This window comes from Biomaibacter sp. TOL (genome assembly GCF_059717795.1).
Map to the genome: position 1 here is coordinate 1,409,051 of NZ_AP046092.1, position 23,623 is coordinate 1,432,673.

At 43.0% G+C, this 23,623-nt stretch carries 24 protein-coding genes and 1 tRNA gene; 5 read left to right on the forward strand and 20 right to left on the reverse strand.

Going from position 1 to position 23,623, the window contains the following annotated elements; genetic code table 11:
- Positions 1-135: 135 nt before the first annotated feature.
- Positions 136-852, forward strand: coding sequence for a polysaccharide deacetylase family protein (locus AC6I1H_RS07085; protein WP_497740255.1), 717 nt, complete (start codon positions 136-138; stop codon positions 850-852).
- A complete protein-coding gene (locus AC6I1H_RS07090; protein WP_497740256.1) occupies positions 849-1,388 on the forward strand; it encodes a YkoP family protein in 540 nt (179 codons plus the stop codon). Before AC6I1H_RS07085 ends, AC6I1H_RS07090 begins: the two co-directional genes overlap by 4 nt.
- Here the strand turns inward: AC6I1H_RS07090 and mobA are convergent.
- The 11 genes from mobA to AC6I1H_RS07145 all read right to left on the reverse strand — a co-directional run bounded on the left by mobA (position 1,380) and on the right by AC6I1H_RS07145 (position 12,755).
- Positions 1,380-1,985, reverse strand: a complete 606-nt coding sequence (gene mobA / locus AC6I1H_RS07095; protein WP_497740257.1) for a molybdenum cofactor guanylyltransferase — start codon at positions 1,983-1,985, stop codon at positions 1,380-1,382. The two genes, AC6I1H_RS07090 and mobA, sit on opposite strands and share 9 nt — an antisense overlap.
- Before the next feature lie 24 nt (positions 1,986-2,009).
- Entirely contained in the window at positions 2,010-2,975 is a 966-nt protein-coding gene (locus AC6I1H_RS07100) for an acyl-CoA dehydratase activase (RefSeq protein ID WP_497740258.1), read from the reverse strand.
- A complete protein-coding gene (locus AC6I1H_RS07105) occupies positions 2,976-4,103 on the reverse strand; it encodes a CoA protein activase (protein ID WP_497740259.1) in 1,128 nt (375 codons plus the stop codon).
- Positions 4,100-5,059 (reverse strand): acyl-CoA dehydratase activase-related protein, encoded by a 960-nt coding sequence (locus AC6I1H_RS07110; protein ID WP_497740260.1) that lies wholly within the window; start codon positions 5,057-5,059, stop codon positions 4,100-4,102. Before AC6I1H_RS07110 ends, AC6I1H_RS07105 begins: the two co-directional genes overlap by 4 nt.
- 253 nt (positions 5,060-5,312) lie before the next feature.
- A complete protein-coding gene (gene gltA, locus AC6I1H_RS07115; protein WP_497740261.1) occupies positions 5,313-6,707 on the reverse strand; it encodes an NADPH-dependent glutamate synthase in 1,395 nt (464 codons plus the stop codon).
- Complete coding sequence (locus tag AC6I1H_RS07120) at positions 6,694-7,572, reverse strand: sulfide/dihydroorotate dehydrogenase-like FAD/NAD-binding protein (RefSeq protein ID WP_497740262.1); 879 nt, start codon at positions 7,570-7,572, stop codon at positions 6,694-6,696. The genes gltA and AC6I1H_RS07120 overlap by 14 nt, the downstream gene beginning before the upstream one ends.
- Positions 7,573-7,703: 131 nt before the next feature.
- Complete coding sequence (locus AC6I1H_RS07125) at positions 7,704-8,525, reverse strand: Asp23/Gls24 family envelope stress response protein (protein ID WP_497740263.1); 822 nt, start codon at positions 8,523-8,525, stop codon at positions 7,704-7,706.
- Positions 8,526-8,711: 186 nt separating this feature from the next.
- Positions 8,712-10,148: a stalk domain-containing protein gene (locus AC6I1H_RS07130; RefSeq protein WP_497740264.1), complete on the reverse strand. Its 1,437-nt coding sequence runs from the start codon at positions 10,146-10,148 to the stop codon at positions 8,712-8,714.
- Between the two features lie 75 nt (positions 10,149-10,223).
- A complete protein-coding gene (locus AC6I1H_RS07135) occupies positions 10,224-10,727 on the reverse strand; it encodes a hypothetical protein (RefSeq protein ID WP_497740265.1) in 504 nt (167 codons plus the stop codon).
- Complete coding sequence (locus AC6I1H_RS07140) at positions 10,693-10,926, reverse strand: hypothetical protein (protein ID WP_497740266.1); 234 nt, start codon at positions 10,924-10,926, stop codon at positions 10,693-10,695. The genes AC6I1H_RS07135 and AC6I1H_RS07140 overlap by 35 nt, the downstream gene beginning before the upstream one ends.
- Positions 10,927-11,033: 107 nt before the next feature.
- Entirely contained in the window at positions 11,034-12,755 is a 1,722-nt protein-coding gene (locus AC6I1H_RS07145; RefSeq protein WP_497740267.1) for a bifunctional diguanylate cyclase/phosphodiesterase, read from the reverse strand.
- Between the two features lie 226 nt (positions 12,756-12,981).
- Here AC6I1H_RS07145 and AC6I1H_RS07150 point away from each other — a divergent pair, with 226 nt between their 5' ends.
- Positions 12,982-13,542 carry a tyrosine-type recombinase/integrase gene (locus tag AC6I1H_RS07150; protein ID WP_497740268.1) on the forward strand — a complete coding sequence of 187 codons (561 nt, stop codon included), beginning with the start codon at positions 12,982-12,984 and terminating at the stop codon, positions 13,540-13,542.
- A 369-nt stretch (positions 13,543-13,911) separates the two neighbouring features.
- On the opposite strand, the gene AC6I1H_RS07155 is transcribed toward AC6I1H_RS07150, so the two are convergent.
- From AC6I1H_RS07155 to AC6I1H_RS07165, 3 genes are all read right to left on the reverse strand, one after another.
- Positions 13,912-13,989, reverse strand: a tRNA-Arg gene (locus tag AC6I1H_RS07155).
- Positions 13,990-14,099: 110 nt separating this feature from the next.
- A complete protein-coding gene (locus tag AC6I1H_RS07160) occupies positions 14,100-14,867 on the reverse strand; it encodes a prolipoprotein diacylglyceryl transferase (RefSeq protein ID WP_497740269.1) in 768 nt (255 codons plus the stop codon).
- A gap of 24 nt (positions 14,868-14,891) precedes the next feature.
- Complete coding sequence (locus tag AC6I1H_RS07165) at positions 14,892-15,317, reverse strand: PaaI family thioesterase (protein ID WP_497740270.1); 426 nt, start codon at positions 15,315-15,317, stop codon at positions 14,892-14,894.
- A 165-nt stretch (positions 15,318-15,482) separates the two neighbouring features.
- Here AC6I1H_RS07165 and AC6I1H_RS07170 point away from each other — a divergent pair, with 165 nt between their 5' ends.
- Complete coding sequence (locus AC6I1H_RS07170) at positions 15,483-15,722, forward strand: YkoF family thiamine/hydroxymethylpyrimidine-binding protein (protein WP_497740271.1); 240 nt, start codon at positions 15,483-15,485, stop codon at positions 15,720-15,722.
- 153 nt (positions 15,723-15,875) lie between these two features.
- Positions 15,876-17,300: a dipeptidase PepV gene (gene pepV, locus AC6I1H_RS07175; protein ID WP_497740272.1), complete on the forward strand. Its 1,425-nt coding sequence runs from the start codon at positions 15,876-15,878 to the stop codon at positions 17,298-17,300.
- Between the two features lie 76 nt (positions 17,301-17,376).
- Here the strand turns inward: pepV and AC6I1H_RS07180 are convergent, their stop codons facing one another.
- From AC6I1H_RS07180 to AC6I1H_RS07205, 6 genes are all read right to left on the reverse strand, one after another.
- Complete coding sequence (locus AC6I1H_RS07180) at positions 17,377-18,300, reverse strand: SPFH domain-containing protein (RefSeq protein WP_497740273.1); 924 nt, start codon at positions 18,298-18,300, stop codon at positions 17,377-17,379.
- Positions 18,301-18,302: 2 nt separating this feature from the next.
- Positions 18,303-18,746, reverse strand: coding sequence for an NfeD family protein (locus AC6I1H_RS07185; RefSeq protein WP_497740274.1), 444 nt, complete (start codon positions 18,744-18,746; stop codon positions 18,303-18,305).
- 202 nt (positions 18,747-18,948) lie between these two features.
- Positions 18,949-20,367 carry an L-fucose/L-arabinose isomerase family protein gene (locus AC6I1H_RS07190; RefSeq protein WP_497740275.1) on the reverse strand — a complete coding sequence of 473 codons (1,419 nt, stop codon included), beginning with the start codon at positions 20,365-20,367 and terminating at the stop codon, positions 18,949-18,951.
- 109 nt (positions 20,368-20,476) lie between these two features.
- Positions 20,477-21,760: a TRAP transporter large permease gene (locus AC6I1H_RS07195; protein WP_497740276.1), complete on the reverse strand. Its 1,284-nt coding sequence runs from the start codon at positions 21,758-21,760 to the stop codon at positions 20,477-20,479.
- Between the two features lie 26 nt (positions 21,761-21,786).
- Positions 21,787-22,275 (reverse strand): TRAP transporter small permease, encoded by a 489-nt coding sequence (locus AC6I1H_RS07200; protein WP_497740277.1) that lies wholly within the window; start codon positions 22,273-22,275, stop codon positions 21,787-21,789.
- Positions 22,276-22,419: 144 nt separating this feature from the next.
- Positions 22,420-23,448 (reverse strand): DctP family TRAP transporter solute-binding subunit, encoded by a 1,029-nt coding sequence (locus AC6I1H_RS07205; RefSeq protein WP_497740278.1) that lies wholly within the window; start codon positions 23,446-23,448, stop codon positions 22,420-22,422.
- Between the last annotated feature and the right edge of the window lie 175 nt (positions 23,449-23,623).

Here is a 23,623-nt window from a genome sequence, read left to right on the forward strand (position 1 = left end):
GATTCCCTTGGAAGCGGAGGGCGGTGGAACTGCCACGTGACAAGGTGCGACATGGGGACGGTTCTTGAGTTGTCGCATGCTTGAAATTTCCTCTCATCTGTCATATTATAATTAATAGGAGAGGAGTGGTGTTAAGTGGTCTGGTTCATAATCAGGCTTGCCCTCTTTTATCTATTCTTCGTGGCGCTCATCCCCACTTTTTTCGGCCGTACTTTTCATTACAACGTAATCTGGGCAAAAAAAGACAAAACTCCCTGGGTGACCATAACGTTCGACGACGGCCCTGACCCCAGATATACGCCCGAACTTCTGTCGCTTCTGGAGAAGTACGATATAAAAGCCTGCTTTTTCCTGCTGGCGGACAAAGCCCAGAAGTACCCCGCTCTTGTGCAAGAAATTGTCAAAAAGGGGCATCAGATAGGTGTGCACGGCTACCGGCACTGTATGAACTGGCTCCTTGGTCCCAGGGCCACTTACCTGGAACTTAAAAAATCCGTGGAGGTAATAAAAAAAATCACCGGCAGGAATATTTACTACTACAGGCCGCCATGGGGACTTTTTACAACTTTCGTCTACAGGTATGTGCGGAAAATGGGCATGAAAATCGTGCTGTGGAGTTTCATGAGCTGGGACTGGAAGTATAAAAAACCGAATAAAATAGCAAATTATGTGCTCAAAAAAGTCCGGGGCGGAAATATACTGATATTTCACGACAGCAGCACCAATATCGGATGCGATAAAAATGCACCCGAAGCCATGATTCAGTCTCTGGAGTACATAATCAAAGGGCTCCGGAAGAAAAACCTTGAAATTGTGGATATAAACCGTTTTGTGGAAAAGAGGTCCGCATGAAAAGGTTGATTATCAAAATATGGTTTCTGTGGGAATCCGTATTCGAAATGCTGGCAGGAATTCATCCGGTGCCCGGGGGATTTTTCCGCATAGCTGTTAGAAAATACCGGGGCAGCAGGTTGATTTGCAGGGATGGTACTGTATTGAACTGTGGGGACAAATATGGAGAACTGCATCTTGATAACCGATTTTTTGCGATGCTTTCAGAAAAGAACGGTTCTCCGACTTTTCTGGGGCTTTCTTCTCTCCGGGAGGCAACGAAGGCTCTCTCGGCCCTAAAAGAATACGCAGAATCAAATCCACTTTTAAAAAATGTTAAGGTATTCATGGGATATACCCTCATCAATAGGGGGATTACGAGACTTGGCTTTGAAGTCCACGACATAAATTCCAGTTTTATAAGAAATGTGGTGTCCTGGTATGAAAAAATCCTGCTCGCCATCCTCCACCCGGGAGGTTTAAAGCGCATCGCGTCAAAAAAATTGGTTTCAAAACAGATATTTATAACGAAAAAGAGTCTGGAGAAGCTATATTAATGTCTCATCAATACTCATCGCTTCAATATAATCTTCCCATGTGTTTACATTGAAAAAATCATAATATTGCTTTTTGCAGCGCACATTTTCCACGTCCAGGAATAAGGTTTTTACCAGAGGAAATATATTCCGGAGCTTTGTCGGGCCGGGATTTTTCAGCAGGTTTTCGATGGGGCCCATGCAGGTTTTTCTATAAACAGCATGCAGCGGCTCAAGATATTTGCCTCCTGTCCTCGGGCATATTATATCAAAATCCGTGCTTTGGTCCAGCATAATTTTGATAAGTTCCCTGTTTAAAAAAGGCATATCGCAGGCACAGAAAAATCCGGCCTCGCTTTGCATTTTCAAAAGGCCGGTGTATACGCCGGAAATGGGGCCGCGGCTTTCCACGGCGTCTTCGTATAATGCTTGCGCCAGGCCTGCGGCTTTAAAATCCTCCAGCCTGTTGGCGACAACAATTATTTCATCAAAAATATGTTTTAAGACAAGAACTTCCCTCTCTATAATCGTAAGCCCTCCGATTCTGAGCAGGGCTTTATTCTGTCCCGCAATGCGGGATGACTTGCCTCCTGCCAGAATGACTGCGGAAAAATCCATTTTAAAAACACATCCCCGACTGTTTTATGCGGCGCCGCTGCTATCAATGGTTTTCCACTTGTTGCAGCGGTCGCCCCACCGGGCTATGACTTTCCCTTCCATTTTGATGTTAACCACCTCGCAGCGGTTGGGGCACCCCCGGCACTCGAAGCTGTCTGCGGTGAAATTGATATCCGAAACACCGAAACCTTTGAATGCGGTGTTTTCCACGCCCGCTTCCCGCGCCAGCAAGGCCGCGCCGATAGCCCCCATGACGTTATGGTACCGGGGAACGTATACGGGCATACCGAGTGCTTCCTCAAAGGCCGCTTTCATGCCGCTGTTTGCCGCCACGCCCCCCTGGAACACAACTTTCGGCCGGATTTCTTTGCCTTTTCCCACATTGTTGAGATAGTTTCTCACCAGCGCCTGGCACAGCCCCCGAATGATATCTTCGGTTTTATAACCCAGTTGCTGCTTGTGAATCATGTCGGATTCTGCAAACACAGCGCACCTCCCTGCTATGCGCACGGGATTTTTGGACTTCAACGCATGGTCGCCGAACTCCTCGATGGGAATGCCCAACCTGTTGGCCTGCTGGTCCAGAAAAGAGCCGGTGCCTGCGGCGCATACCGTATTCATGGCAAAATCGGTGACCACTCCGTCCCTTAAAATGATTATCTTGGAATCCTGGCCCCCTATCTCCAGCACCGTCTGCACGTCCGGAACCTCTTTCTGGGCCGCCACGGCGTGAGCGGTGATTTCATTTTTTACCACATCGGCACCCACTATAACCGCAGCAAGCTGGCGGCCGCTGCCGGTGGTGCCGGCGGCCTTTATATCCCATTTTTTTCTGTTTCTGAAGGAGAGCATCTTCATGCCTTCCTGCACAGCTTTAATGGGCTGCCCCTGGGTTCTTATGTAAACCGCCTCTTCCACATTCCCTTCCTCATCTATTATAACCAGGTTCGTGCTTACGGAACCAACGTCTATGCCGAGATAATACGCCATCTAAGACATCTCCTTTACAAGCTGCGATTTTTCCGATGAAAGCCTCATCTTTTTCCTTTTTGCAAAAAGCAAATCCACAAAAGCCTCGAGGCGGGTCCTCACACCTTCTTTTCCGGTCTGCTCATCCAGTGTCAATGAGAGAAAACCCATACCTCTTTCCTCGCATACCCTGGGCAGTATGCTCTTTGCTACAATCTCGGGAATGCAGGTAAACGGCGACAATTGAATCAGACCGTCGAAGCCGCGCCTTGCAAAATGCACCGCATTCCCCACCGATTCTCTGCCGTGGCCCCCGCACATTTCTTTGAAATATGGAGAGGCGAGCTTTTTCACGTCCCTTTCTCCTGCCATATGAAAAAGATCCATGACGGCATTGGACACGGTATATCCCGAAAGAAACATGGAACGTTCCACATATACCCCCAGGTCCCCTAGGGTTTCCTCTATTTCCAGGTTAGCCGATGGTTCCATCAGCACATATATTTCGCCCACAATGCCTATTTTCACCGGGTCAAAATCTTTTTTTTCTATACCTTCATAGAGCAGCTCCATTTCCCTCTCTATTTCTGCAAGCTCTTTTATGCTTTCAGCCTTCGCCACCAGGTCCACACATTTCTTGTACACCCTTGTGGTTTCCCCTTTTTTCACCTCCAGTGGCCTTGTCTTATGGGACAGCCTTTCGGCCCTGTCAAGCAGCGTAAGTTCCTTCCAGATAAATCTTCCTATATTTATATAATCTCTGAAGGAAAGCCGGGCGTTGATTAGCTTTTTTATGCTGGCCATCAAATCAGTAAAGTGCCGTCCTGGCGGCTCCAGCGTTATCATCTCGAATTTATAACCCAGGCTCTTCAATATCTTTTCCTGGAGGGTGGTATATAGGCCCGCCCGGCACGGTCCAACTCCTCCAGTGGAAACCAGTGTGTCGGCGCCGGCCTCCAGGACCTGCATGTATGTGCCCAGCACTATCTTAAAAGGATAGCAGGCAAATTCCGGTGCGAATTTGCATCCCAGGCTTATGGTTTCCGAATTGGGCCTGGGAGGCAGGACCACCTCATTGCCGAAGGCTATCATCAGTTTCTTTATGGGAATATATGATGTGCCCATATACGGAAATGAAACCTTTCTCATGCCAATGCCGCCTCTTTCTTTGCCCTTTTTATCTTAAGCATATCCACAAAAGCTTCCAACCGGGTATTCAGCCCCTCCTGCCCGGTCTGTTCATCCAGCGTAATGGTGAGATACGGCATGTTCTTTTCCCTTGCCTCCAGTTCCATTACCTTATCGACTATAAAATCCGGGCCGCACCCGAATGCCGTAATATGTATGATACCGTCCACACATCTGTTCTCAAAAAAATGATAGGCGGTCCTCACCACGCTGTTGCTGAAGGTCCAGAACAGGTTTTTTTTGAGCTTTTTCGCCTGTTTCATTTTGTCTTTTTCGGGCACCATTTCCGGCGTCACCACATACACTCCCATGTTTATGAGCTTTTTAATGAGGTCTAGGCTTAAATAGGGATCGTACAGCATATATGGGTATCCCACCACCCCCAGCCTTATGGGCAAATTTTTGCGCTGGGCCACTATCCCAAGGGGCGGAATCCCTCCCTGCAGGAACTGGTGGGCATAGTTCTTAAAACTGAAGATAGCTTTGATATACGCGTTGTAGGCGGTAAAGAATCCTTTTTTAAACCTTCTTGAAAGACTCATGCACAGCCAGAAAAGCCTCAGTCGTTTTTTCCTTAAATCTACTCTCACTTCCAGCATATTTTTAAAATCCTTTATCGAGCATACCAGCATATCGGGCAGACCCAGGAATTTCGGGCAGAATGTAGCCTCAGCATTTATACTCACAAGCCTCGGGACGAACACATAGTCGACACGGCCCAATAAGTTTCTGACATGCCCATGAAACAGCTTCACGGGGACGCAGGCGTCGGTTATGGCATCCTCCACGCCCTTATCCATGATTTCCTTTGTAGTCTCATCGGAAACCACTACTTCCAGCCCCAGTTTCTCAAAAAATGTCTTGATAAACGGATAATAGGCGTAATAAGCCAGCGCTCTTGGAATGCCTATTTTCATTTGAGGTCTCTCCTTATCATGCAAGTGTGTAAAATATATTTCCACGAGAATGCAGAAATTCCTGCCGGATTTCATCTGTTCATAAAAATTTAAGACTATATCAAAAAATAACAGGCGACAGCAAGAATTTCCACTACCCGGGCTCTTCCCTTGCCATCGCCTCCCCTATTATTATACGCTAAAAATGAGAAATGTGGGTAGGAATAGAAGGATTTTACTTTGCGAAATCCTTCTTAATCCGACTTCTGACTTCTCACTTCTTACTCTGCAAGTATTCGTGAATAGAGGCCGCAGCCTTTTTGCCCGCCCCCATGGCCAGTATTACGGTAGCCGCACCTGTTACGATATCGCCTCCGGCCCAGACACCTTCTCTTGAGGTCCTGCCGTTTTCATCGGCGGCAATATAGCCGTATTTTGTCAGTTCAAGTCCTTCCGTAGCTTTTATGAGCAGAGGGTTGGGGCCGGTGCCTATGGCTATTACCACCGTATCCACTTCCATTGTGAACTCGGAGCCTTTTACGGGGACAGGCCTGCGGCGGCCCGAGGCGTCCGGCTCCCCAAGCTCCATGCGGATGCACTCAATGCCTTTTACCCATCCCTTTTCATCCCCTATTATCCTCACGGGATTTGTGAGAAAATCAAAGATAATTCCTTCTTCTTTAGCGTTCTCGAATTCTTCCTGCCTTGCGGGCATCTCTTCCTCGGAGCGGCGGTATACTATGTGCACCTCGTCGGCTCCCATCCTCAATGCGGATCTTGCCGAATCCATGGCCACATTGCCGCCCCCTACCACCGCAACCTTTTTGCCCACTTTGATGGGTGTGTCGGTTTCTGGGAAGGAATAAGCCTTCATGAGGTTGATTCGGGTCAAGAATTCATTGGCTGAATATACGCCCAGGTAGTTTTCACCGGGAATGCCCATGAATTTCGGCAGACCCGCGCCCGTACCGATAAACACCGCCTCGTACCCCATGTCAAACAGGTCGTCAACGGTAAGCACCTTGCCCATGACCATATCGGTCTTAACCTCTACTCCAAGCTTCTTTATGAATTCCACTTCCTCCTGGACTATAGCCTTGGGCAGCCTGAATTCCGGAATGCCGTACACCAGCACTCCTCCGGGCTTGTGAAACGCCTCGAAAACCGTCACGTCGTATCCCAGTTTTGCCAGATCTCCCGCACAGGTAAGGCTTGCCGGCCCGGAGCCGATAACGGCCACCTTTTTGCCGAGCTTTGCGGGAAGCTCCGGTATATTCACTCCCCTTGCCCGCTCCCAATCAGCCGCAAAACGCTCCAAACGGCCTATAGCCACAGGTTCCCCCATTTTGCCCACGACACATTTTTGTTCGCACTGCTCCTCCTGGGGACAGACCCTGCCGCATACAGCGGGCAGACTGTTAGTCTCCTTTATTACCTTGATTGCACCGTCAAAGTCCCTTTCCGCAATGAGCTTTATAAAACGGGGAATCTGGACCTGAACGGGGCACCCCTGCACGCATCCCGGCTTTTTGCACTGAAGGCACCGCTGGGCTTCATTTACGGCATCTTCTTCAGTATAGCCCAGGGCCACCTCGTTGAAGTTTCGCCGGCGAACCTCGGGTTTTTGAGCGGGCATGGGCGTTTTTTTCTTACTCTTATTCAGCGGCATCTCTTTCGGCCTCCTTTATCTTCCCTGTCAATTTACACTCATGTTCTTCTTGAAATTTATCCGCAGAAATTTTTTCCTCGTCCCTGTAAGTGGCCAGCCTCTTCATTAGCTCGTCAAAATCTACTTTGTGTCCATCGAAAGCCGGGCCGTCCACGCAGGCGAACCTGGTCTCGCCGCCCACGCTCACGCGGCATCCTCCGCACATACCGGTGCCGTCCACCATAATGGGGTTGAGGCTTACCATGGTCGGTATTCCGTAAGGCTTTGTAATATCGGCGCCTATTTTCATCAATATAGGCGGACCTATTATTATTATCTCATCAAACTTTTCACCCTGCTCCAGAAGTTCCTTGAGCACCACGGTCACAAACCCGTGACGGCCTTTCGAGCCATCGTCTGTGCACACATACAGCCTGTCGCTGACAGCCTTCATCTCGTCTTCAAAAATCAGCATATCGGCTGTCTTGGCTCCGATAATTGAAACCACCTCCACGCCCTGATCGTGAAGCATCTTGAGTTTGGGGTAGAGGGGCGCCACGCCGAGGCCTCCACCCACGCCCAGCACCTTTTTGTGATGGGGAAATTCCACCGGCACTCCGAGAGGGCCCACAAAATCCTGGAGCAAGTCGCCTGCCTTCAGAGTCCCCAGCTCCCGGGTGGTTTTGCCCACCTCCTGGAACACCACCGTTACGGTGCCTTTTTCAGCATCGTAGTCCGCAATGGTGAGGGGAATCCTTTCTCCACCTTCTTTTATCCTGAGTATCACGAACTGGCCGGGCCTGGCTTTTTTGGCCACCAGCGGCGCATCCATCACAAAGAGCTTGATGGAAGGAGCCAGATCCTTTCTTTCTAGAATTTTAAACATGATTGACCTCCTTTTGTTTATTCAATATATTCAATATATACAACATTATTTCTATATCCAATCTTGAATTCCTCTTCTTCGGCAAAGTATACCGGAGAATATGAAATCAAGCAGACTGCAGGAATCTGATTTTAAGAGTCCAATTCTTTAAAATAAAATTTTTTTGCTACGACATTTGTTCTGATAACATTAAGCGCGGTCATGTATTCTACGGAATTCCTCACTTCTTCCTGGACCGCCTCTAAAACCGGTTTTATGGGTATACCGTATTCAATTGTTAATTCCAGGTTTAAAATTATCCCTTCGCTGTAATTTTCGATTATTATCCTGCCGCCGGCCACCCCTTTTACCTGGCGGGCTGCATAAAGCGCGATTTGATTTACTGTGGTATCCGATATGGTGTATTTTCCCATATAACTGTAAGTCGGCCTCACCACGGATTTTTCCGTGATTAACACATCCTGCTTGCCTCTCCTGTAAAAAATTCTCAGGGGGTCCAGCAGGTATCCGGAAAAATTCTTTTTTATCTCCAGGGTCGGCACCGGAATCACATGCTTGCCGTCAAGGCTTCTGATGCGCCTGGCAGTGTTTATCTCCGAAGGAGTCGATATTTCTTCAATGTTTATTACTTTCTCCGGCAGAGGCAGGTCAAGGGCTTTGCATATGGCCGCTATCATGTTTTCGGACGTCCCGATCACCAGGATTCCGCTGATGTTAAGCTCAGCTATCTTGTCCCTGACCTCCTGCGCATGAGTCGGGTCCAGAAAAATAGCCCTTTTTACCGCTCCCAGCTTGGTTTCCTCTCTTTTGGCCGATATGCCCGCCACAACTCTGTTGCCGTAAATCAAAAGCCCATCGTCTATAATATACTCCAGATTGTTCTGCCCGGCTACCAGCTGGGCTTTATGGCTCTTGCCGGTGCCAGATTTCCCCACCAGTGCCACTGTTCTCATATAAACCATCCTCAAAAAACTATCAGCAGGGCCGCAAAATAATGTCACTTTTTTTATACCACATTGAATATCTTTTTTCAATTGATAATTTAATTGAAAATCTCCAATTAATATTCTACTGTTTTGTTAATATAATGTCAAACAGCAAAAAAACCCACGCCACATCACGCGCGGGTTTTCCTACAATTATTCTTTTACGGCTTGAAAATTGTTGTAAATCGTATTCCAGAAGGATGGCGTGGTATAGCCAAGCCTCCACAGCGCTATGCCTTTCAATCCTTTTTGGATAACCAGTTTTGCCTTGGCATCCACGGAAGCCTCGTTTTCCATCCATATCTGGTGGAATACGCCATTCGAATCGGTATATGTGCCGTACGCCATACCAGATTCTTTATCCAGAGTAAATTTTAATCCGTATTTTGCCGCAAGCTCGTCGGCAAAAAGCAATCCGGAGATGCTCATCCCATTTCTGGTCGCCAAAACCGTATTTTTGCCGCCGCCTGTCGCCCAATCATAGCCGAAATAGCCTATGCCCAGCACAATCTTCTCTGCAGGAATCCTGGCCAGGGCATAATCCACTACCTCTTCCACCCAGTCTATACCGGCTTGGGGTTCAGGGGAAGCGGGGTTCTTGTCATATGCCATAAGCACCACGAAATCGCAGTAAGTTCCCAGCGCCCTGTAATCGTATCCCGGCCACCAGTCAGCCTTTTCGGTCTTTGCCGGCAGCGAGATGTTCAACGATTTTCCACTGGCATGGAGGGCTTCCGATAGCCCTTTTATAAACTCTATGAATTTATCTTTGTCAGCAGCTTTCAGATATTCAAAGTCAATATTTACTCCGTCATAACCTTCTCGTTCCACTACGGTCACAATCTGGCTTACGAGGCGCTTTCTGGATTCGAGCGTGGATAAAACTTTCTGCAGCTTGTCCCCATTGCTTTCAAAAATCAGCATGTAAATCTTGATGCCATTTGCTCTCGAGAGTTTAATCACTTCCTCATAACCGTCAGGGACATTGATGTATCTCGGAGAACCGTAATTGTCCGTTACATCGCCATTGTCATCCAGAGTATACCATTTTACAGCAGTGGATGAGAGTTTGTTGTAATTCTTCATAAAATCGTCATAGGATTGGGAATAATAGTATCCTAGTATGTATTTCGACAACTTTCCACCGGTATCGATGATTACCGTCCGGGTAGCATTCTGCCACAGGACTGAGGCTCCAAAAGCCTCGCTGAAAAACCTCAACGGAACCAGAGTCCTATTGTTGCGAATTACCGGAGGAGCATCCAGTTTCACCGGATTTTGATTTATATAGGCGGTGGTGCTGCCCACCTTCAGAGTTACTGTCTTATCACCTTTACTGGCAGTAATGGTTCGCATGCTCTGCTCCCAGTTGACAGAGGCTCCTATGCTTTCTCCGATGCCTCTAAATGGCACCAGCGTCCTGCCGTTTTCGATTACCGGCTGCACATCAAAACTCACCAGTTGCCCGTTAATCACTATTTTTACATAGCCAGCGGCCTGCACAGCGCCGGGTGCAAAAGCCGCCAATATCAATATTGCTGCGAGAATCCCCGATAAAAATTTCCATGTAAATAATTTCTTCGACTCCATTTCTTCTCTCCCTTCGTATCTGGAACATTATTTGCTGCGAACATTTACGTAATCTTACAAGATGTATATTGACCGTTACTGCCCCTCTTCCGTAGAATTCGAATTGTTTAAATTTATTTCTTCGGCATTTTTTGCTTCATCGGGTATCTTTACACTGATATCTGCGTTGTAGTCATAATAATCGTAAGACGCTTCCATTTCCATTGAACTTATAACTACAGGACTTCCTTTTTGCTTTTCGGTATCCATAGATATCATAGCGGCTATTTCTGCTTTATAAACCAATTTGTCCTCTACTCCCATGTACATTACGCCACTCATATAAATGGACTTTATGATGTTATTGGCTGCGCCAAGGGTCTGCTTTTCCTGCTCGCCAACTGACCCCAGCATGTCGAAAAGCTTCACCATATCGTCGATTCTGGAATATACGGCCATTTTGTATACTTCTCTGCCATCAAGCGTTTCTTTTCCCAACAGTCTGTAATGCACCATGCCTTCAAAGCCCTTCATCATTTCCTGCTGCTGGGAAATGAATTGCTTATCAAAGGCCATGGGAACGGGGTTTTTCATTTTCATCCATTTTTTCTGCCCATCCTGAGCAAAAGCCTGCATATAAATGTAATCCTTGTCCATGTTCCGGAAGGACACCCAGCACACTATCCTCAGTCAGTTCCTGGACTTCCTGTGTGTTCGCGGATTCCTGAGCAAGGGCTGGCATACTCATAGTAAATGCCAATACCAGTATAAATCCCAACACCAGGGCTTTTTTATACATTTTATATGTACCTCCTGAAAAATTTTATTTTGAAACAGCCTTTATAAGAATTATACATATCGCCTTAAATATTATAAATTATGCGGATATAAGTTTCAATATGAGCCTCATGTATTTAATAATAATGTAACATCGATGTAATCTTTACGTAATAATTTTTCAACCTGATATGGTGGAAGCGGAGTCGAAAACAAAAAACCCTGCATCATTTCACAGCCCATACTTTTGAGAAAATCCAGCTGTTTTCTGGTTTCCACCCCTTCTGCCACGACTTCATATTTCATTTTACTGCCCAGCGTGAGTATTAAATCTATAATTGCCCTGTTTATATCTTCATCTAGATTCTTTACAAAAGAACTATCTATTTTAAGCATGCTGATGGGCAGTTCTTTTATATATTTAAACGATGAATATCCCATTCCAAAATCATCAAGTACCAGTTTTATCCCAATTTTACTGAGTAAAATTAAATTTTTAACTGCTTCACCAAAATGGTTGATTATAGCGCTTTCAGTTATTTCCAGATTAAGGCACTCCGGTTTAAATCCCGTTTCACATAATATGTTTTTAACTGTTTCAACAAAATTTGGCGCCTGAAGCTGTTTGGGCGAAACATTGACGGAAATGCTGAAATTCATCCCGCTGTCAACCCACTTTTTCATCTGTTCGCAGGCGCTTCTCAATATGTATTCGCCCATCGGGACAATCAGGTTTGTCTCTTCAGCAATTTTTATAAATTCGTTCGGGCAGACTATGCCTTTTTCAGGATGGGCCCACCTTGCCAGAGCTTCCAGTGCCACCAATCTGCCGGTTTTTATATTAACGATAGGCTGATAGCATAAGAAAAATTCTTTGCTCTGCAATGCCTTTTTTATATCCCTATGTATTCTGTTTGTTTGTGCCATTTCATTGGATTGCTCAAAAAAATGAAATCCGTGTTTTCCGTACGATTTGGCCTTACGCATCGCAAACCCTGCGTTTTTCAACAAAGCTTCGGAATCCGTCCCGTTTTCGGGATATACTGCTATGCCTATACTGACAGTAATGCATAACTTTAATTCATGCACCCGAAGCGGATTTTCAAAAAGTTGAAGTAATTTTCTCGCGGCTTTTGCCGCATCATTAATGTCCTGAATATCAGGCTGCAGTATCACGAATTCATCGCCCGCGATGCGTGAGACGATGCCTGATTTTCCGATACCCTTTTTTATGACTTTAGCGGCCATTTTAAGTACATAATCTCCAACCGCGTATCCATACTCGCTGTTTAACGATTCGAAATTATCTATATCCAGAAAAAAAACTGCGGGCTTCTTGTTATTCTTTGCCGCATCGTTTAAAACCGCATCCATCCTCTCTATAAAAATGAATCTGTTTGGAAGATTCGTGAGAAAGTCATAATTTATAAGTCTTTTTAACTTTTCTTCATACTTTTTCTGAATCGTGACATCCACATGAAACCCCGTCATTTTTGCCGGACCTCCATCACCGTCAAGGGTCAGCGCCCCTCTCGTCATTATCCAGGCATATCTGCCGCTTCTTGTTTTTACCCGATAACTCGCCTGAAAAAACGGCGCCTTTTTTATTAGATTAAAATCAAGTCTCTCTTTAATTTTCTTTTTATCTTCCGGATGCACAAAGCTCATCCATACCCCATAGTAACCGTCAATTTCGAGATTACCGCCACACGAAAGAATATCTTTATCAGTAAAAAAATAGACTTTATCCCGCTTTATATCCCAATCCCAGAAAATACATCCGGTGCTTTCAAAGGCCATTAAATAAATGTCTTCATTTTTCCTATCCGTTTTTCGATTTTCAGGAATCATAGTCTCAACCCGCCTTTTGAAGTAATAATAAAGCAACAAGTTATTCAAAATGTAACATTTTTTATTTTTAAATAAACCTTTAGTTTTCGGGATTTTAAGTTAATATTCATATTGTAAATTTAATGAGAATCTAAAAAAACATTGTCATTTTTTGTATAATATTTTTAATAAATATTGCATTATTATACATATAACAACAAAATTTGCATATAAAAAGGAGGATATTATGACGGTCGAACCTATCAGGGACAGAGTTAAAATTAACAGGCTCTATCAGTATTTAAAAGGATATGATCCAAAATATGCATTAATTTTTAAATTCGGCATAAACACAGGCCTGAGAATCAGTGATATTTTACCGCTAAAAGTCAAAGATATTTTTACTGAGGATTTTAAATTCAGGGAACATCTAATTTTGAAGGAAAAGAAGACGTCGAAGGAAAAGAAAATAAAGATGAATGATACTCTTCGCAAATGTATTCTGGAATATGTAAAAAATCAAAACTTATCTTATGATAGTTATCTTTTTCAGAGTAAGAAAGGCGGACATCTCGGTAGGATTCAAGTATACAGGGTTTTGAAAAATGCGGCTTCAGTATTCGGCATTGAAAATTTTGGCACTCACAGTCTAAGAAAAACCTGGGGTTATTGGACTTACAAAATGTCCAAGTATAACATTGGTCTTATCATGGATACATTTAACCACAGCTCCCAAAGTATAACACTTCGCTATATAGGTGTAAATCAAGATCAGAAAGATGAATTATATTCATTGGTTCAGCTATAAGCGTTCATATAATGTAATATTTTGTAGAACTGTACATATATTTAAAGTATTTTGTTGACTTTTTTTAATATGGTACAGTAAAATATTATTAAATGTTACATTTTGAATATATTGTTACATTAAATAATATGAATATGCCTTAAATTAATTTTGTTTATATTATTTACAGACAATTTATTATTTTATTCATTGGCATTGTCTCAAATTTTAGAAAAGCCGGTGGGATATTCTGTTGTAATTTTAATTTCACCCCCCGGCTTTTTTATAAATTACAGAAATTATTGTAATGGATTACAGTTCCCGTCGCAACATTCGGTTACATGGTTTTTTTAGCTCAATTTTATGGGCTCTGCAAGCCTGAAATAAAAATGGTGCGCCTAGAGGGATTCGAACCCCCGCAAAACCCGGCTCCGGAGGCCGGTGCTCTATCCCCTGAGCTATAGGCGCACTTTAAATTTTTATTCAATTCATATATAATGATACCTTAAAAAACACCCAAAGTCAATGCCGCCATCTTCATACAGAATCGGGCTTGAAATCTTTTTCCTGCTGCAGATTTATTGCAGATCTCTGCTTTTTTCCCCTCCCGTAAGCTTATACATAATGTATGCAAAAGCCACTATAAAAGGCGTCATGAGTTGCGTCATGGTTAAAAATCCGAAGCCCCACTTTGGGTTTACATAGTGAACCAGGAACAGGGGATTATCCCGCACCGTCTCCTCCAACAATGCCCTCAGCAATTGATGGTACCACAGGAAAGACCAGAACTGATATCCTGCCGGGACTTTCTTTTTCTGTAGATAAAGGAACCTCGCCAGCAATATGAGCCCGATGGACGAGCCCACCAACTGGGCTGGCCAACGGCCGAAGGAAAATTCCGTCATGCGGCCGAGCACTTCCTGATTGAATATGTTGCCCACTCTGACTATTATATAGCCAAAGGATAATCCCAAGACAGTCCAGTCGGCTATCACATTGGGATTCACTCCATGCCTGCGGCAATAAGGCCATCCGGCTATAAAACCGCCCAGCAGTGCGCCGTGCCAGGAGAGCCCCCCTTCCCAAATCTTTATAACCTGTACTGGGTCTTTCACAAACCATTCGGGGTAATTGGTCAGAACAAACATAAGCCTGGCCCCCACGATACCTGCAATTATTACAAGCATTGCGAGATTCAACAAAAAATCCTCGTTTATTCCCTTTTTTTTGCCCATCATATACATATAGTATGAACCCACCAGAAAGGAAAGGGCCATGAAAATACCGTACCAGTGTACCGCAATAGGGCCTATTTTAAATGCATAAGGGCTCAAATTAAGCAGCATAAAATTACCTCCGTTTTCAAGTTATTATCGCTTGCTCAAATCGAAATATGTACCCATGGATTTTGCTATCAATCTTTCATTACAATATATTTCCCCTTCGGCGACAATAATAGTCCTGCCTTCTTTGATAACTTTTCCTACAGCTCTCAATCTTTCCCCCGCGGGTCCCGGCGAAAGATAATTGAGTTTCATTTCCACAGTAGTAGGTATCGCTCCGAGAGACCTCACCGCTATGCCCATCGCTGTGTCGCACAGGCCTGCGGTAGCGCCGCCGTGGACTATGCCGAGGGCGTTTTGCACATCTTCTCCCGCAGCCATCTCCACCACCGCCGTTCCGCGGCCCAGCTCCATCAACTCAAAGTTCATGAGTTTGTGGTATGGAGAATTGAAACTTTTACTTATTATTTCCTCAAAAAGCTGCGGCTCTATCCCTTTGTTTACTGTCTGCATTAAAACTCCTCCTGTTACAATTTTAAAACGCTTTTTATATTCCTTTTACGATACTATCAAACTGGCGGCATAAAAACAAGTGCCTTGATAAACATCGGATTTTACATAAAGAACGGCATTTAAGTGAAAAATATGTTTAGATGAATCCATCCGGAGGTGATTTTTTTGATAAGCTGCGAAGTGTCGCTTTATCCTTTGGAAACCATCAATTCCGACCAGATTATAAACCATGCCCTTTCCTCTATTCAAAATCAGGGTGTAACCTGCGAAGTAGGAACCATGAGCACATATATTTCAGGGTCCCCCGAGCAGGTGTGGCAGAGCTTAAAGACCCTGTACGATACCGCATCGTCCAGGGCAAAAGAACTTTCCATGGTGGTTACCATTTCCAACTCTGAAAAATAGCCGGGAAGCTGCAACCGCAGCTTCTTTTTTTCAGAGATAGCCCGGAAAAGAGAAATATGCTATAATCAATCTGGTATGATTTAGAAAAGCAAAAAACTATTCACCTTTCCGGAGGCAACCATTCAGCAAATTTAAATTACTGGAGGTATTGATATGACAGACATGGACAGTTTAATTGAGCAGTGGAAAGATGAAATTGTCGAGGAGACTCGCAATCTCATCAGGATTCGAAGCGTAGAAGAAAAGGCAAAAGGTGACAGACCCTTCGGCGACGGTCCCTACGAAGCTCTGCGCTACTCGCTGGAACTTTCGGAAAAATTGGGTTTTAGCACTAGAAATCACGAGAATTATGCAGGACATGCTGAATGGGGTCGTGGGCGCGACATTGTGGGTATTCTGGTACACCTGGATGTAGTGCCTGAAGGCGCAGGCTGGACATACCCGCCCTATGAGGGCAGAGTAGTGGATGGTAAAATCTATGGCCGGGGTGCCAGCGATGACAAAGGGCCTGCCGTTGCGGCCCTATACGCCTTAAGAGCCGTAAAGGAAGCTGGGATTCCCCTGAAAAAGAGGGTCAGGATCATTTTTGGCACCAATGAAGAAAGCGGCTGGGGCTGCATGAAGCATTATTTTGACGAGAAAAAAGAGGAGATTCCGGTGATGGGTTTTTCGCCCGACGCCGGCTTCCCGATAATCAACCGGGAAAAAGGCATATTGATATTCAATATTGATAAAAACTTTGAAAGCCTGCCGGAAAAAATTAGAATAAATTACATAAGGGGCGGGCAGAGGCCGAATATGGTGCCGGATTACTGCGAGGCCGCAATAGAGATAGAAGATGGCCTACGGGATGAAATAAAACAAAAATTCGACTCCTTTAAAAAAGGCAAAGATGTATCGCTGGAAATGGAAGAATCTTCGGACGGCTTCATCGTAAAATCCTACGGTGTTTCCGCTCACGGCAGCACTCCAGAAAACGGAAAAAATGCCATTGTACCGCTGGCGGAATTTTTTGCGGAACTTATCAGTGATTATAACGATGATAACAATGATGCCGCCGGCTTTATAAAATTCATTGCAAAACGCATCGGATATGAAATCCACGGCGAGTCTATCGGTATTCATTTTAAAGATGAGCCCTCGGGAGATTTAATCTTAAATCTCGGGATAGTGGAAATGGATGAGAATAAGGGCAGGCTGGTGATAAATATCAGGTATCCCGTGACCTTCAAAGGAGAGGAGGTTATAAAACGCCTTGAATCGCATCTTGCCGGGATGGATAAAAATTTGCGGCTCTCGGATATCTCCGATAAACCTCCGCTTTATGTGCCTGCAGATTCGCCACTGGTGAAAAAACTTCAGAAAGTCTATGAGGAAATTACCGGAGAGAAAGCGGAACTCATAGCCATAGGAGGCGGCACCTACGCCAGGGCCATACCCAATGCTGTCGCCTTTGGAGCCCAGTTCCCCGGCAAACCGGATGTAGCTCATGAGAAGGATGAATACATCGAAATAGATGATTTAATCCGCTGCACTAAAATTTTTGCCCATGCCATAGCCGCACTTGCGGGAGAATAATTCTTTGAAATGCGCAGTCCGCAAGTTTCAGTCAAAAAGAGGCCCGGGTGCGACGGGCCTCTGTTATTATTCTTCTTTATTTATTCAACATTTCCGCAATGGCGGCGATGTTGCCCAGGGAATCCAGGGTTTGATTTGGAAGTATTATCTTGTGGGCGGGGTTTTTGGCCATTTCCTGCAGGGCTTCTATCTGTTTCAGCGCTATTACGGTTTCATTGGTGCCGGATTCAAGAATAGCTTTGTTTACTTTTGCGATGGCTATGGCCTGAGCTTCGGCTATGGCCTCGATGGCCTTTGCTTTCCCTTCGGCCTCCAGTATCTGTGCCTCTCTCAAACCTTCAGCCCGTCTTATGTTGGCTTCCTTCTCGGCTTCCGCTGCCAGAATCTTGGCCTGCTTTTCGCCTTCGGCTCTGGCTATGGCGCTCTGCCTGTCGCCCTCCGCCTGAAGAATGGCAGCCCTCTTGTCCCGTTCGGCCTTCATCTGCTTTTCCATGGCCTGACGGATTTCTTCAGGAGGTATTATATTCTTAATCTCCACCGATAGTATCTTTATGCCGTAGGCATCGGTGATCTGGTCCACTACCTTCAAAAGTTCCATGTTGATTTTGTCTCTGCCCGACAGCACTTCGTCCAGGGTCATGTTCCCGATAATGTTCCTCATGTTGGTTATGGTGGAGTATATAATGCCGGATTTGTAGTTTTCGATGTTGTAAACGGCGTCCCTTGCGTTCAATACCTTATAAAAAATAACGTTATCCACCGATATTTTTACATTATCTTTTGTTATGACGCTCTGCGGCTCTATGTCGAGTATCTGCTGCTTGGTGGAAATTTTTGCACGTACATGGTCGATAAAAGGAAAAATCAGATGCCATCCTGGCTCCATCACTTTGTAAAATTGCCCCAGCCGCTCAATGATGTATACGTATCCTGTATTGACGATTTTAATGGATGAAAGCAGTATAATGAGCAAAAAAATCAGGATTATAATGGTAAACACATTTATTCCTCCTTCGCTTTTTTTAGCAGGAATTTGGTCCCCTCAATACTGGCAATTTCAATCGAATCGCCTTTTCTAAGGGGTTCGGTTCCGGCATTTTTCACTGTCCAGTAAATACCTTCTATCATCAGCTGATCCTCATCTTTAAGGTCCCTGTCGAGCACGATTTTCTTGCCTATATAAGTCCTTTCCTGCGGGATAAATCCCGGCAGGGTCCTTCTTAAATTCTTTCGTATATAGGGATAGAACACGAGAAACGACACAATGCTTACCAGCAGGAATATTATTATCTGTACAGGCAGGCTGAATCCTGCAAAATCTGCCGCCACGGCAAAAAGGCTGCCTATAGAAAACAGTATGAACAGGATATTGCTCGTGGCCACGTCAACGGATACCGATACGATGGCTATCAGAAGCCAGAGCCATAGATATTCTATATAAATCACTCCCTTCATTGATGCATCGAATAAAAAACCCCACTTGCCCAAATGAAAAAGGGACGGCAATTATAAATTATAATATTCTTCCACCCGCCCCCATTTTCCATGTTTTAGAACCTCTTTTACTTTGAATTATTTCTATACAATATACTATTTCTACAGAACTCGATAAATTCCTTCAAAGCCAGTATTTTTTTTATAAATCTTTTCAGCATTCATTATTCGACTTGCGGTCTTTATTAAAACATATATACTCAATATTTTTCATCTCGCAAATCATTTTTAACGTTTCAGCATACTTACCATATACGGCATGCATGTGATTGGCTCCAATTGTCTGAATAAAACAATCATAATCAATATCTGCAGATATATATGCATGTGGATAACAATATGTGGTCTTATACATTTCTTCTCTTGGTTTTTCAATTATTTCCCCTTCAAACATAGCCATAATATATCGGCCTTTGTTTCTGAAAAGACGTGCTACAGTCACGTCTCCTTCTGCAGCGACGAACTGGGTTGTCCCTCCTCCTGCTTTTCCGAAAACATTTTGCATCATATATACTTTTTTTAATGCCGCTTTCGGGTTTCCTGGCTCAGCAAAATAAAAAGCCATTGCCCCGCAGTTTGTAAAAATAAATTCCTTCTTTTCTGGATTAAAATAGCGAATATCCATTAAATTTGAAGGTTTGTTTTCATTACAAAGTGATAATATCTTCATGGTTAGTGCCCCATCTATATCTGCTTCACATGAACATGGTATCACTTTTTTAGGTCCTTCTGCATCATAGTCATTATTCAACAATGCTACTGCCAGACATTGAATAGCATAATTATCACTCAATTCCTGCTGGCATTTCAATCCCATAAAATCATACTCGTTTTCTTTTACCAAATCTTTAATCGCCAGATAACTTTTTATCTGACGAATCAGTGAGTCGCAGGTAAATGAACCTTCATAATCTAATTTCCCTATATTTTTTTCTATCCAGTCAAAATACTTTTCGATTCTTTCAGTTTCAATGCTCTCAGCCCTGCGCACAATTTCATACTGATCACAGTGATCAAATTCTATCCCAAATAATTGTTGTAACTGTGAAGCATCTGCCACTGTAGTTCCAATACCAATACTTCTTCCTCCAAGTAAACAAAAATTGCTGCGGCTTAACTGGTCGATCGTATGACATGCTTTTACATAATTGGTTATTTTTTGTATTACGATTTCTTCTTCAACATCGCCTATTACCCGGATGGCGTTCTTCCCCATCTGCCCCAACATTCCGGCTACAGCCAGTAAACATACCAGGCTGGAACTATCAATTCTTTTATTTCCCAATAATAATACCGGAAATGGAGTGCTGTCTGCAATTCGTAAAGCTAAATTGGGAGTCCCCCATATAGGTATGTGCAAAATCACAGAATTTATAAGTTCTTGTTTTATTTTATCAGCATAATACAAAGCATCTCTCATTGTTAGGATTGGTTCAGATACATATAGTTCAAAATCTTTATTCAATGCCTGTTTTACTTTTTCTATTTCTTCGCGTACAATATGCTCTCTTTTTTGATAAAATTCAGAACGTGTATCTCCAATGGTAATAATCGCAACTTTTGGCTTTTGCATTAGTGTGCCCCTTTCATCAATAATAACTTGAATAATACTCTGTACATTAACAATTTTCGCCATTATTTATACGAATTTATTGCCCGGTATATAAGCGATTTTCTCCAGCTTACAACCAATTTGGCATTATTAATCTTGGAATAAAAAATGCAATGTCCGGGAAAAAAGAAATGATTAACAATACAATCAGTGTTACTGAAATAAATGGTATTACAGCAATAAAGGAACGCTCTACAGACAATCCTGCAATCGAGCTTGCTAACAGCAGGCACAACCCATAGGGTGGGGTAACCTGCCCTATGGCTAAAGTAATGACTACTATCAATCCCAAATGAACACTGCTAATCCCCAAGCTCTGTGCCGCCGGCAAAAGTACCGGAACAAATAATATCATAGCCGGTATTGCATCCATGAATGTCCCCAGAAATAAAAACAATGCTATTGTCGATATCAGAAATATATCTTTCGATGGTACAAAATTTGTAAAGAATAATTGAACTTGATCGGCTACTTTATAATAACTAAGCAACTGGCCCAATGCATTTGCTGTCGCCAATGCAAAAAGTGACAGCGAACTCAGTTTCAAGGTATCAATCAATATAGCCGGTAAATCCTTTAATTTTAGGGTTTTAAATACAAATAATCCTAATACTGTAGCATATATACATGCGACACAAGCCGATTCCGTCGGGGTCGCAACACCCGAAACAATTCCGCCAATAATTATAATCGGGGTTAAAAGTGTCGGAAAAGACTCGAGCGTTTGAAAGACAATTTTTTTCAAGGATGCCCTTGGATATTTGGGATAATTGTTTTTTACTGCGAAAAAATAAACTACCGCCATCTGGCCTAACCCAATTAAAATACCGGGAACAATCCCGCCTAAAAATAATGCTCCTACAGAAGCATTTGCAATGCTCCCATATATTACCATTGGTATGCTGGGTGGAATAATAATTCCTATGGTGGAAGAAGCTGCGGTAACGCCTACAGTAACCTCTTTGCTATATCCCTGTTTTATCATGCTTGGGATTAATACTTTGCCAATACCTGCTGTATCCGCCTGGGAAGACCCGGAAATACCGGCAAAAATCATTGAAACTACAACATTTGCATGAGCAAGCCCGCCGCGAATGTGTCCTACAAGCGATATTGAATAATCAATCAATTTCTCTGATATCTTCCCCTGATTCATTAAATTCGCTGCCAGAATAAAAAGTGGGACTGCTAATAATACGAATGAATTAAGCCCGCTGAACATTTTCTGTACAACAGTAATTACAGGAATCTGATGTAATTGAAATATGCCTATAGCAGCCACTATACCTATTGTAAAAGAAATTGGAACACCTATAAACAATAAAGCTGTAAATATGATTGTCAGTAGGAGCATCTTACTACCTCCATATGTTCATTTATTTATAAAATCTTATTTTTTTCAGTATTATTAACTAATGCTTTGAATAAATTTTCTATGCAATACGCCATCATAGTGAAACCAGAAACCGGCAATGCTAGCCAAATGTACCTTTGGCTTATATTTGGCAAAGAGCTAAGGCTCCAGTTAGAAAATTGTCTGGTTAATTTTACGCCATAAAAAAATATGAAAAAACTGAACCCAAGCAATAATAAATTAATTATTGTTTCATTCATTTTGTACGCGATGCCTTTTAATCTATCTTTGAAAAATATAAATTGAAAATGGCTCTGATGTCGAACCATTACTGCGGCTCCCATAAAAACCGACCATATAAATGAATAGTTTGCAATCTCTTCTGACCATGTAGCAGTAAATCCCGGTGTGTATCTGGTAACTATTTGCAATGCCGTACAAAGAATGTATATGAACAAAAAACCCGCTCCAATTATTGTCTGCAACTTCTCCATTAAGTCTATTGCTTTTTTCATTATAACCTCCATTCCGCCGCTACCGCTGGCGGCACAAATAGTAATGAAAAGTTATTTTTCAAGCTAAGGCTCCTTTCAAGGTCAACTGCTTTTGTTTAAGGGAAAGCAATTTGGTATTGCTTTCCCTTAATCTATTTCGCATTTTTACTTCAATGAATTAATTTTTTCAAGCAATGTCTCAAGCCCCAAGTTTTTAGCAACTTTTTGGCGAATCGGCTCTGTTTTTTCTATAAATGGAGCTTTATCAACTTCATTTACTATAGCACCTGCTTGTTTTAATTTTTCCAAAGATTCATCAGCAAGTTTTCTATCAATGTTCCTTTCCTCTAAAGATGCTTCTTTTGCAGCAGTATTAATCCATTCTTTTTGTTCTTCAGTAAAATTATCATATTTTTGGGCGCTCATGAGAAAGAATCGTGTAGCAATATCGTGATCCGTCAAAGATATATATTTACCTACTTCATAAAACTTCTGCAAATATATGTTTGTAAGATCATTTTCCGCCGCATCAATAACGTGGTTTTGCAAGCCTTGATAAAGTTCATTATACGCCAAAGTCGTGGGTTGTGCGCCTAAAGTTGCCCATACTTCTTGCACTATCGGGCTGCTGTGTACACGGATTTTAACATTTTTTAAGTCTTCAATTTTAGTAATGGGTTTTATTCCAAAATATTCTCTAATTCCGCATGCCCAGTATCCAAGTACTTTAAAATCCGTGGCGTTTTCTATTGTATTTGCAATATATCGGCCTGGATCACCATCTACTACCTTTTCCCAATGAGCCGTATCCTTGAATAAATAAGGCAGTGAAAATATATCAGCCTGTTTTACAGTCTGCGCCAAAAAATTAGGAGAAGCTACTATTATATCCACTGTTCCCGTTGCCATCTTTTGTACAAGCTCATCTTCGTTTCCTCCCAAAGTGCCGTTGGGATGGATTTCTACAGTCATCTGCCCCCCTGATTCTTTTTCAAGAACTTCTTTGAATTTCAACATCCCTTTATGATATGAACTGTCTTCTGTATTAACATGCGCAGCTATTAACTTTATACTTTGTTTCTTATCCTCTGAAGCCGGTTCAGAACTCGTACCGGCATTATTTGATTTTGAACAGCCAGTTAATAATAGTAAAACAGCAAACATAAGTATTAATATTTTATTATACTTTTTCATTATTTCTACCTCCTGAAATTGATATATTTAATGCTTTTATTTTTACTATTTCATAATTTATAATACTTTTAAATCCCCCCTTCATTCAGATTTTTTATAACTTAATCATTTTTGAATCAAATATTTATGTTACCACCCCCATTTAGTTATTTTGCTTTATGTATGTTTCCAAATT

Bases quoted from the DNA above. Each gene is read 5' to 3' on its own strand.
- AC6I1H_RS07090 (WP_497740256.1), top strand. From the start codon at position 849: ATGAAAAGGTTGATTATCAAAATATGGTTTCTGTGGGAATCCGTATTC.
- mobA (WP_497740257.1), bottom strand. From the start codon at position 1,985: ATGGATTTTTCCGCAGTCATTCTGGCAGGAGGCAAGTCATCCCGCATT.
- AC6I1H_RS07100 (WP_497740258.1), bottom strand. From the start codon at position 2,975: ATGGCGTATTATCTCGGCATAGACGTTGGTTCCGTAAGCACGAACCTG.
- AC6I1H_RS07105 (WP_497740259.1), bottom strand. From the start codon at position 4,103: ATGAGAAAGGTTTCATTTCCGTATATGGGCACATCATATATTCCCATA.
- AC6I1H_RS07110 (WP_497740260.1), bottom strand. From the start codon at position 5,059: ATGAAAATAGGCATTCCAAGAGCGCTGGCTTATTACGCCTATTATCCG.
- gltA (WP_497740261.1), bottom strand. From the start codon at position 6,707: ATGCCGCTGAATAAGAGTAAGAAAAAAACGCCCATGCCCGCTCAAAAA.
- AC6I1H_RS07120 (WP_497740262.1), bottom strand. From the start codon at position 7,572: ATGTTTAAAATTCTAGAAAGAAAGGATCTGGCTCCTTCCATCAAGCTC.
- AC6I1H_RS07125 (WP_497740263.1), bottom strand. From the start codon at position 8,525: ATGAGAACAGTGGCACTGGTGGGGAAATCTGGCACCGGCAAGAGCCAT.
- AC6I1H_RS07130 (WP_497740264.1), bottom strand. From the start codon at position 10,148: ATGGAGTCGAAGAAATTATTTACATGGAAATTTTTATCGGGGATTCTC.
- AC6I1H_RS07135 (WP_497740265.1), bottom strand. From the start codon at position 10,727: ATGAAAATGAAAAACCCCGTTCCCATGGCCTTTGATAAGCAATTCATT.
- AC6I1H_RS07140 (WP_497740266.1), bottom strand. From the start codon at position 10,926: ATGTATAAAAAAGCCCTGGTGTTGGGATTTATACTGGTATTGGCATTT.
- AC6I1H_RS07145 (WP_497740267.1), bottom strand. From the start codon at position 12,755: ATGATTCCTGAAAATCGAAAAACGGATAGGAAAAATGAAGACATTTAT.
- AC6I1H_RS07150 (WP_497740268.1), top strand. From the start codon at position 12,982: ATGACGGTCGAACCTATCAGGGACAGAGTTAAAATTAACAGGCTCTAT.
- AC6I1H_RS07160 (WP_497740269.1), bottom strand. From the start codon at position 14,867: ATGCTGCTTAATTTGAGCCCTTATGCATTTAAAATAGGCCCTATTGCG.
- AC6I1H_RS07165 (WP_497740270.1), bottom strand. From the start codon at position 15,317: ATGCAGACAGTAAACAAAGGGATAGAGCCGCAGCTTTTTGAGGAAATA.
- pepV (WP_497740272.1), top strand. From the start codon at position 15,876: ATGACAGACATGGACAGTTTAATTGAGCAGTGGAAAGATGAAATTGTC.
- AC6I1H_RS07190 (WP_497740275.1), bottom strand. From the start codon at position 20,367: ATGCAAAAGCCAAAAGTTGCGATTATTACCATTGGAGATACACGTTCT.
- AC6I1H_RS07195 (WP_497740276.1), bottom strand. From the start codon at position 21,760: ATGCTCCTACTGACAATCATATTTACAGCTTTATTGTTTATAGGTGTT.
- AC6I1H_RS07200 (WP_497740277.1), bottom strand. From the start codon at position 22,275: ATGAAAAAAGCAATAGACTTAATGGAGAAGTTGCAGACAATAATTGGA.
- AC6I1H_RS07205 (WP_497740278.1), bottom strand. From the start codon at position 23,448: ATGAAAAAGTATAATAAAATATTAATACTTATGTTTGCTGTTTTACTA.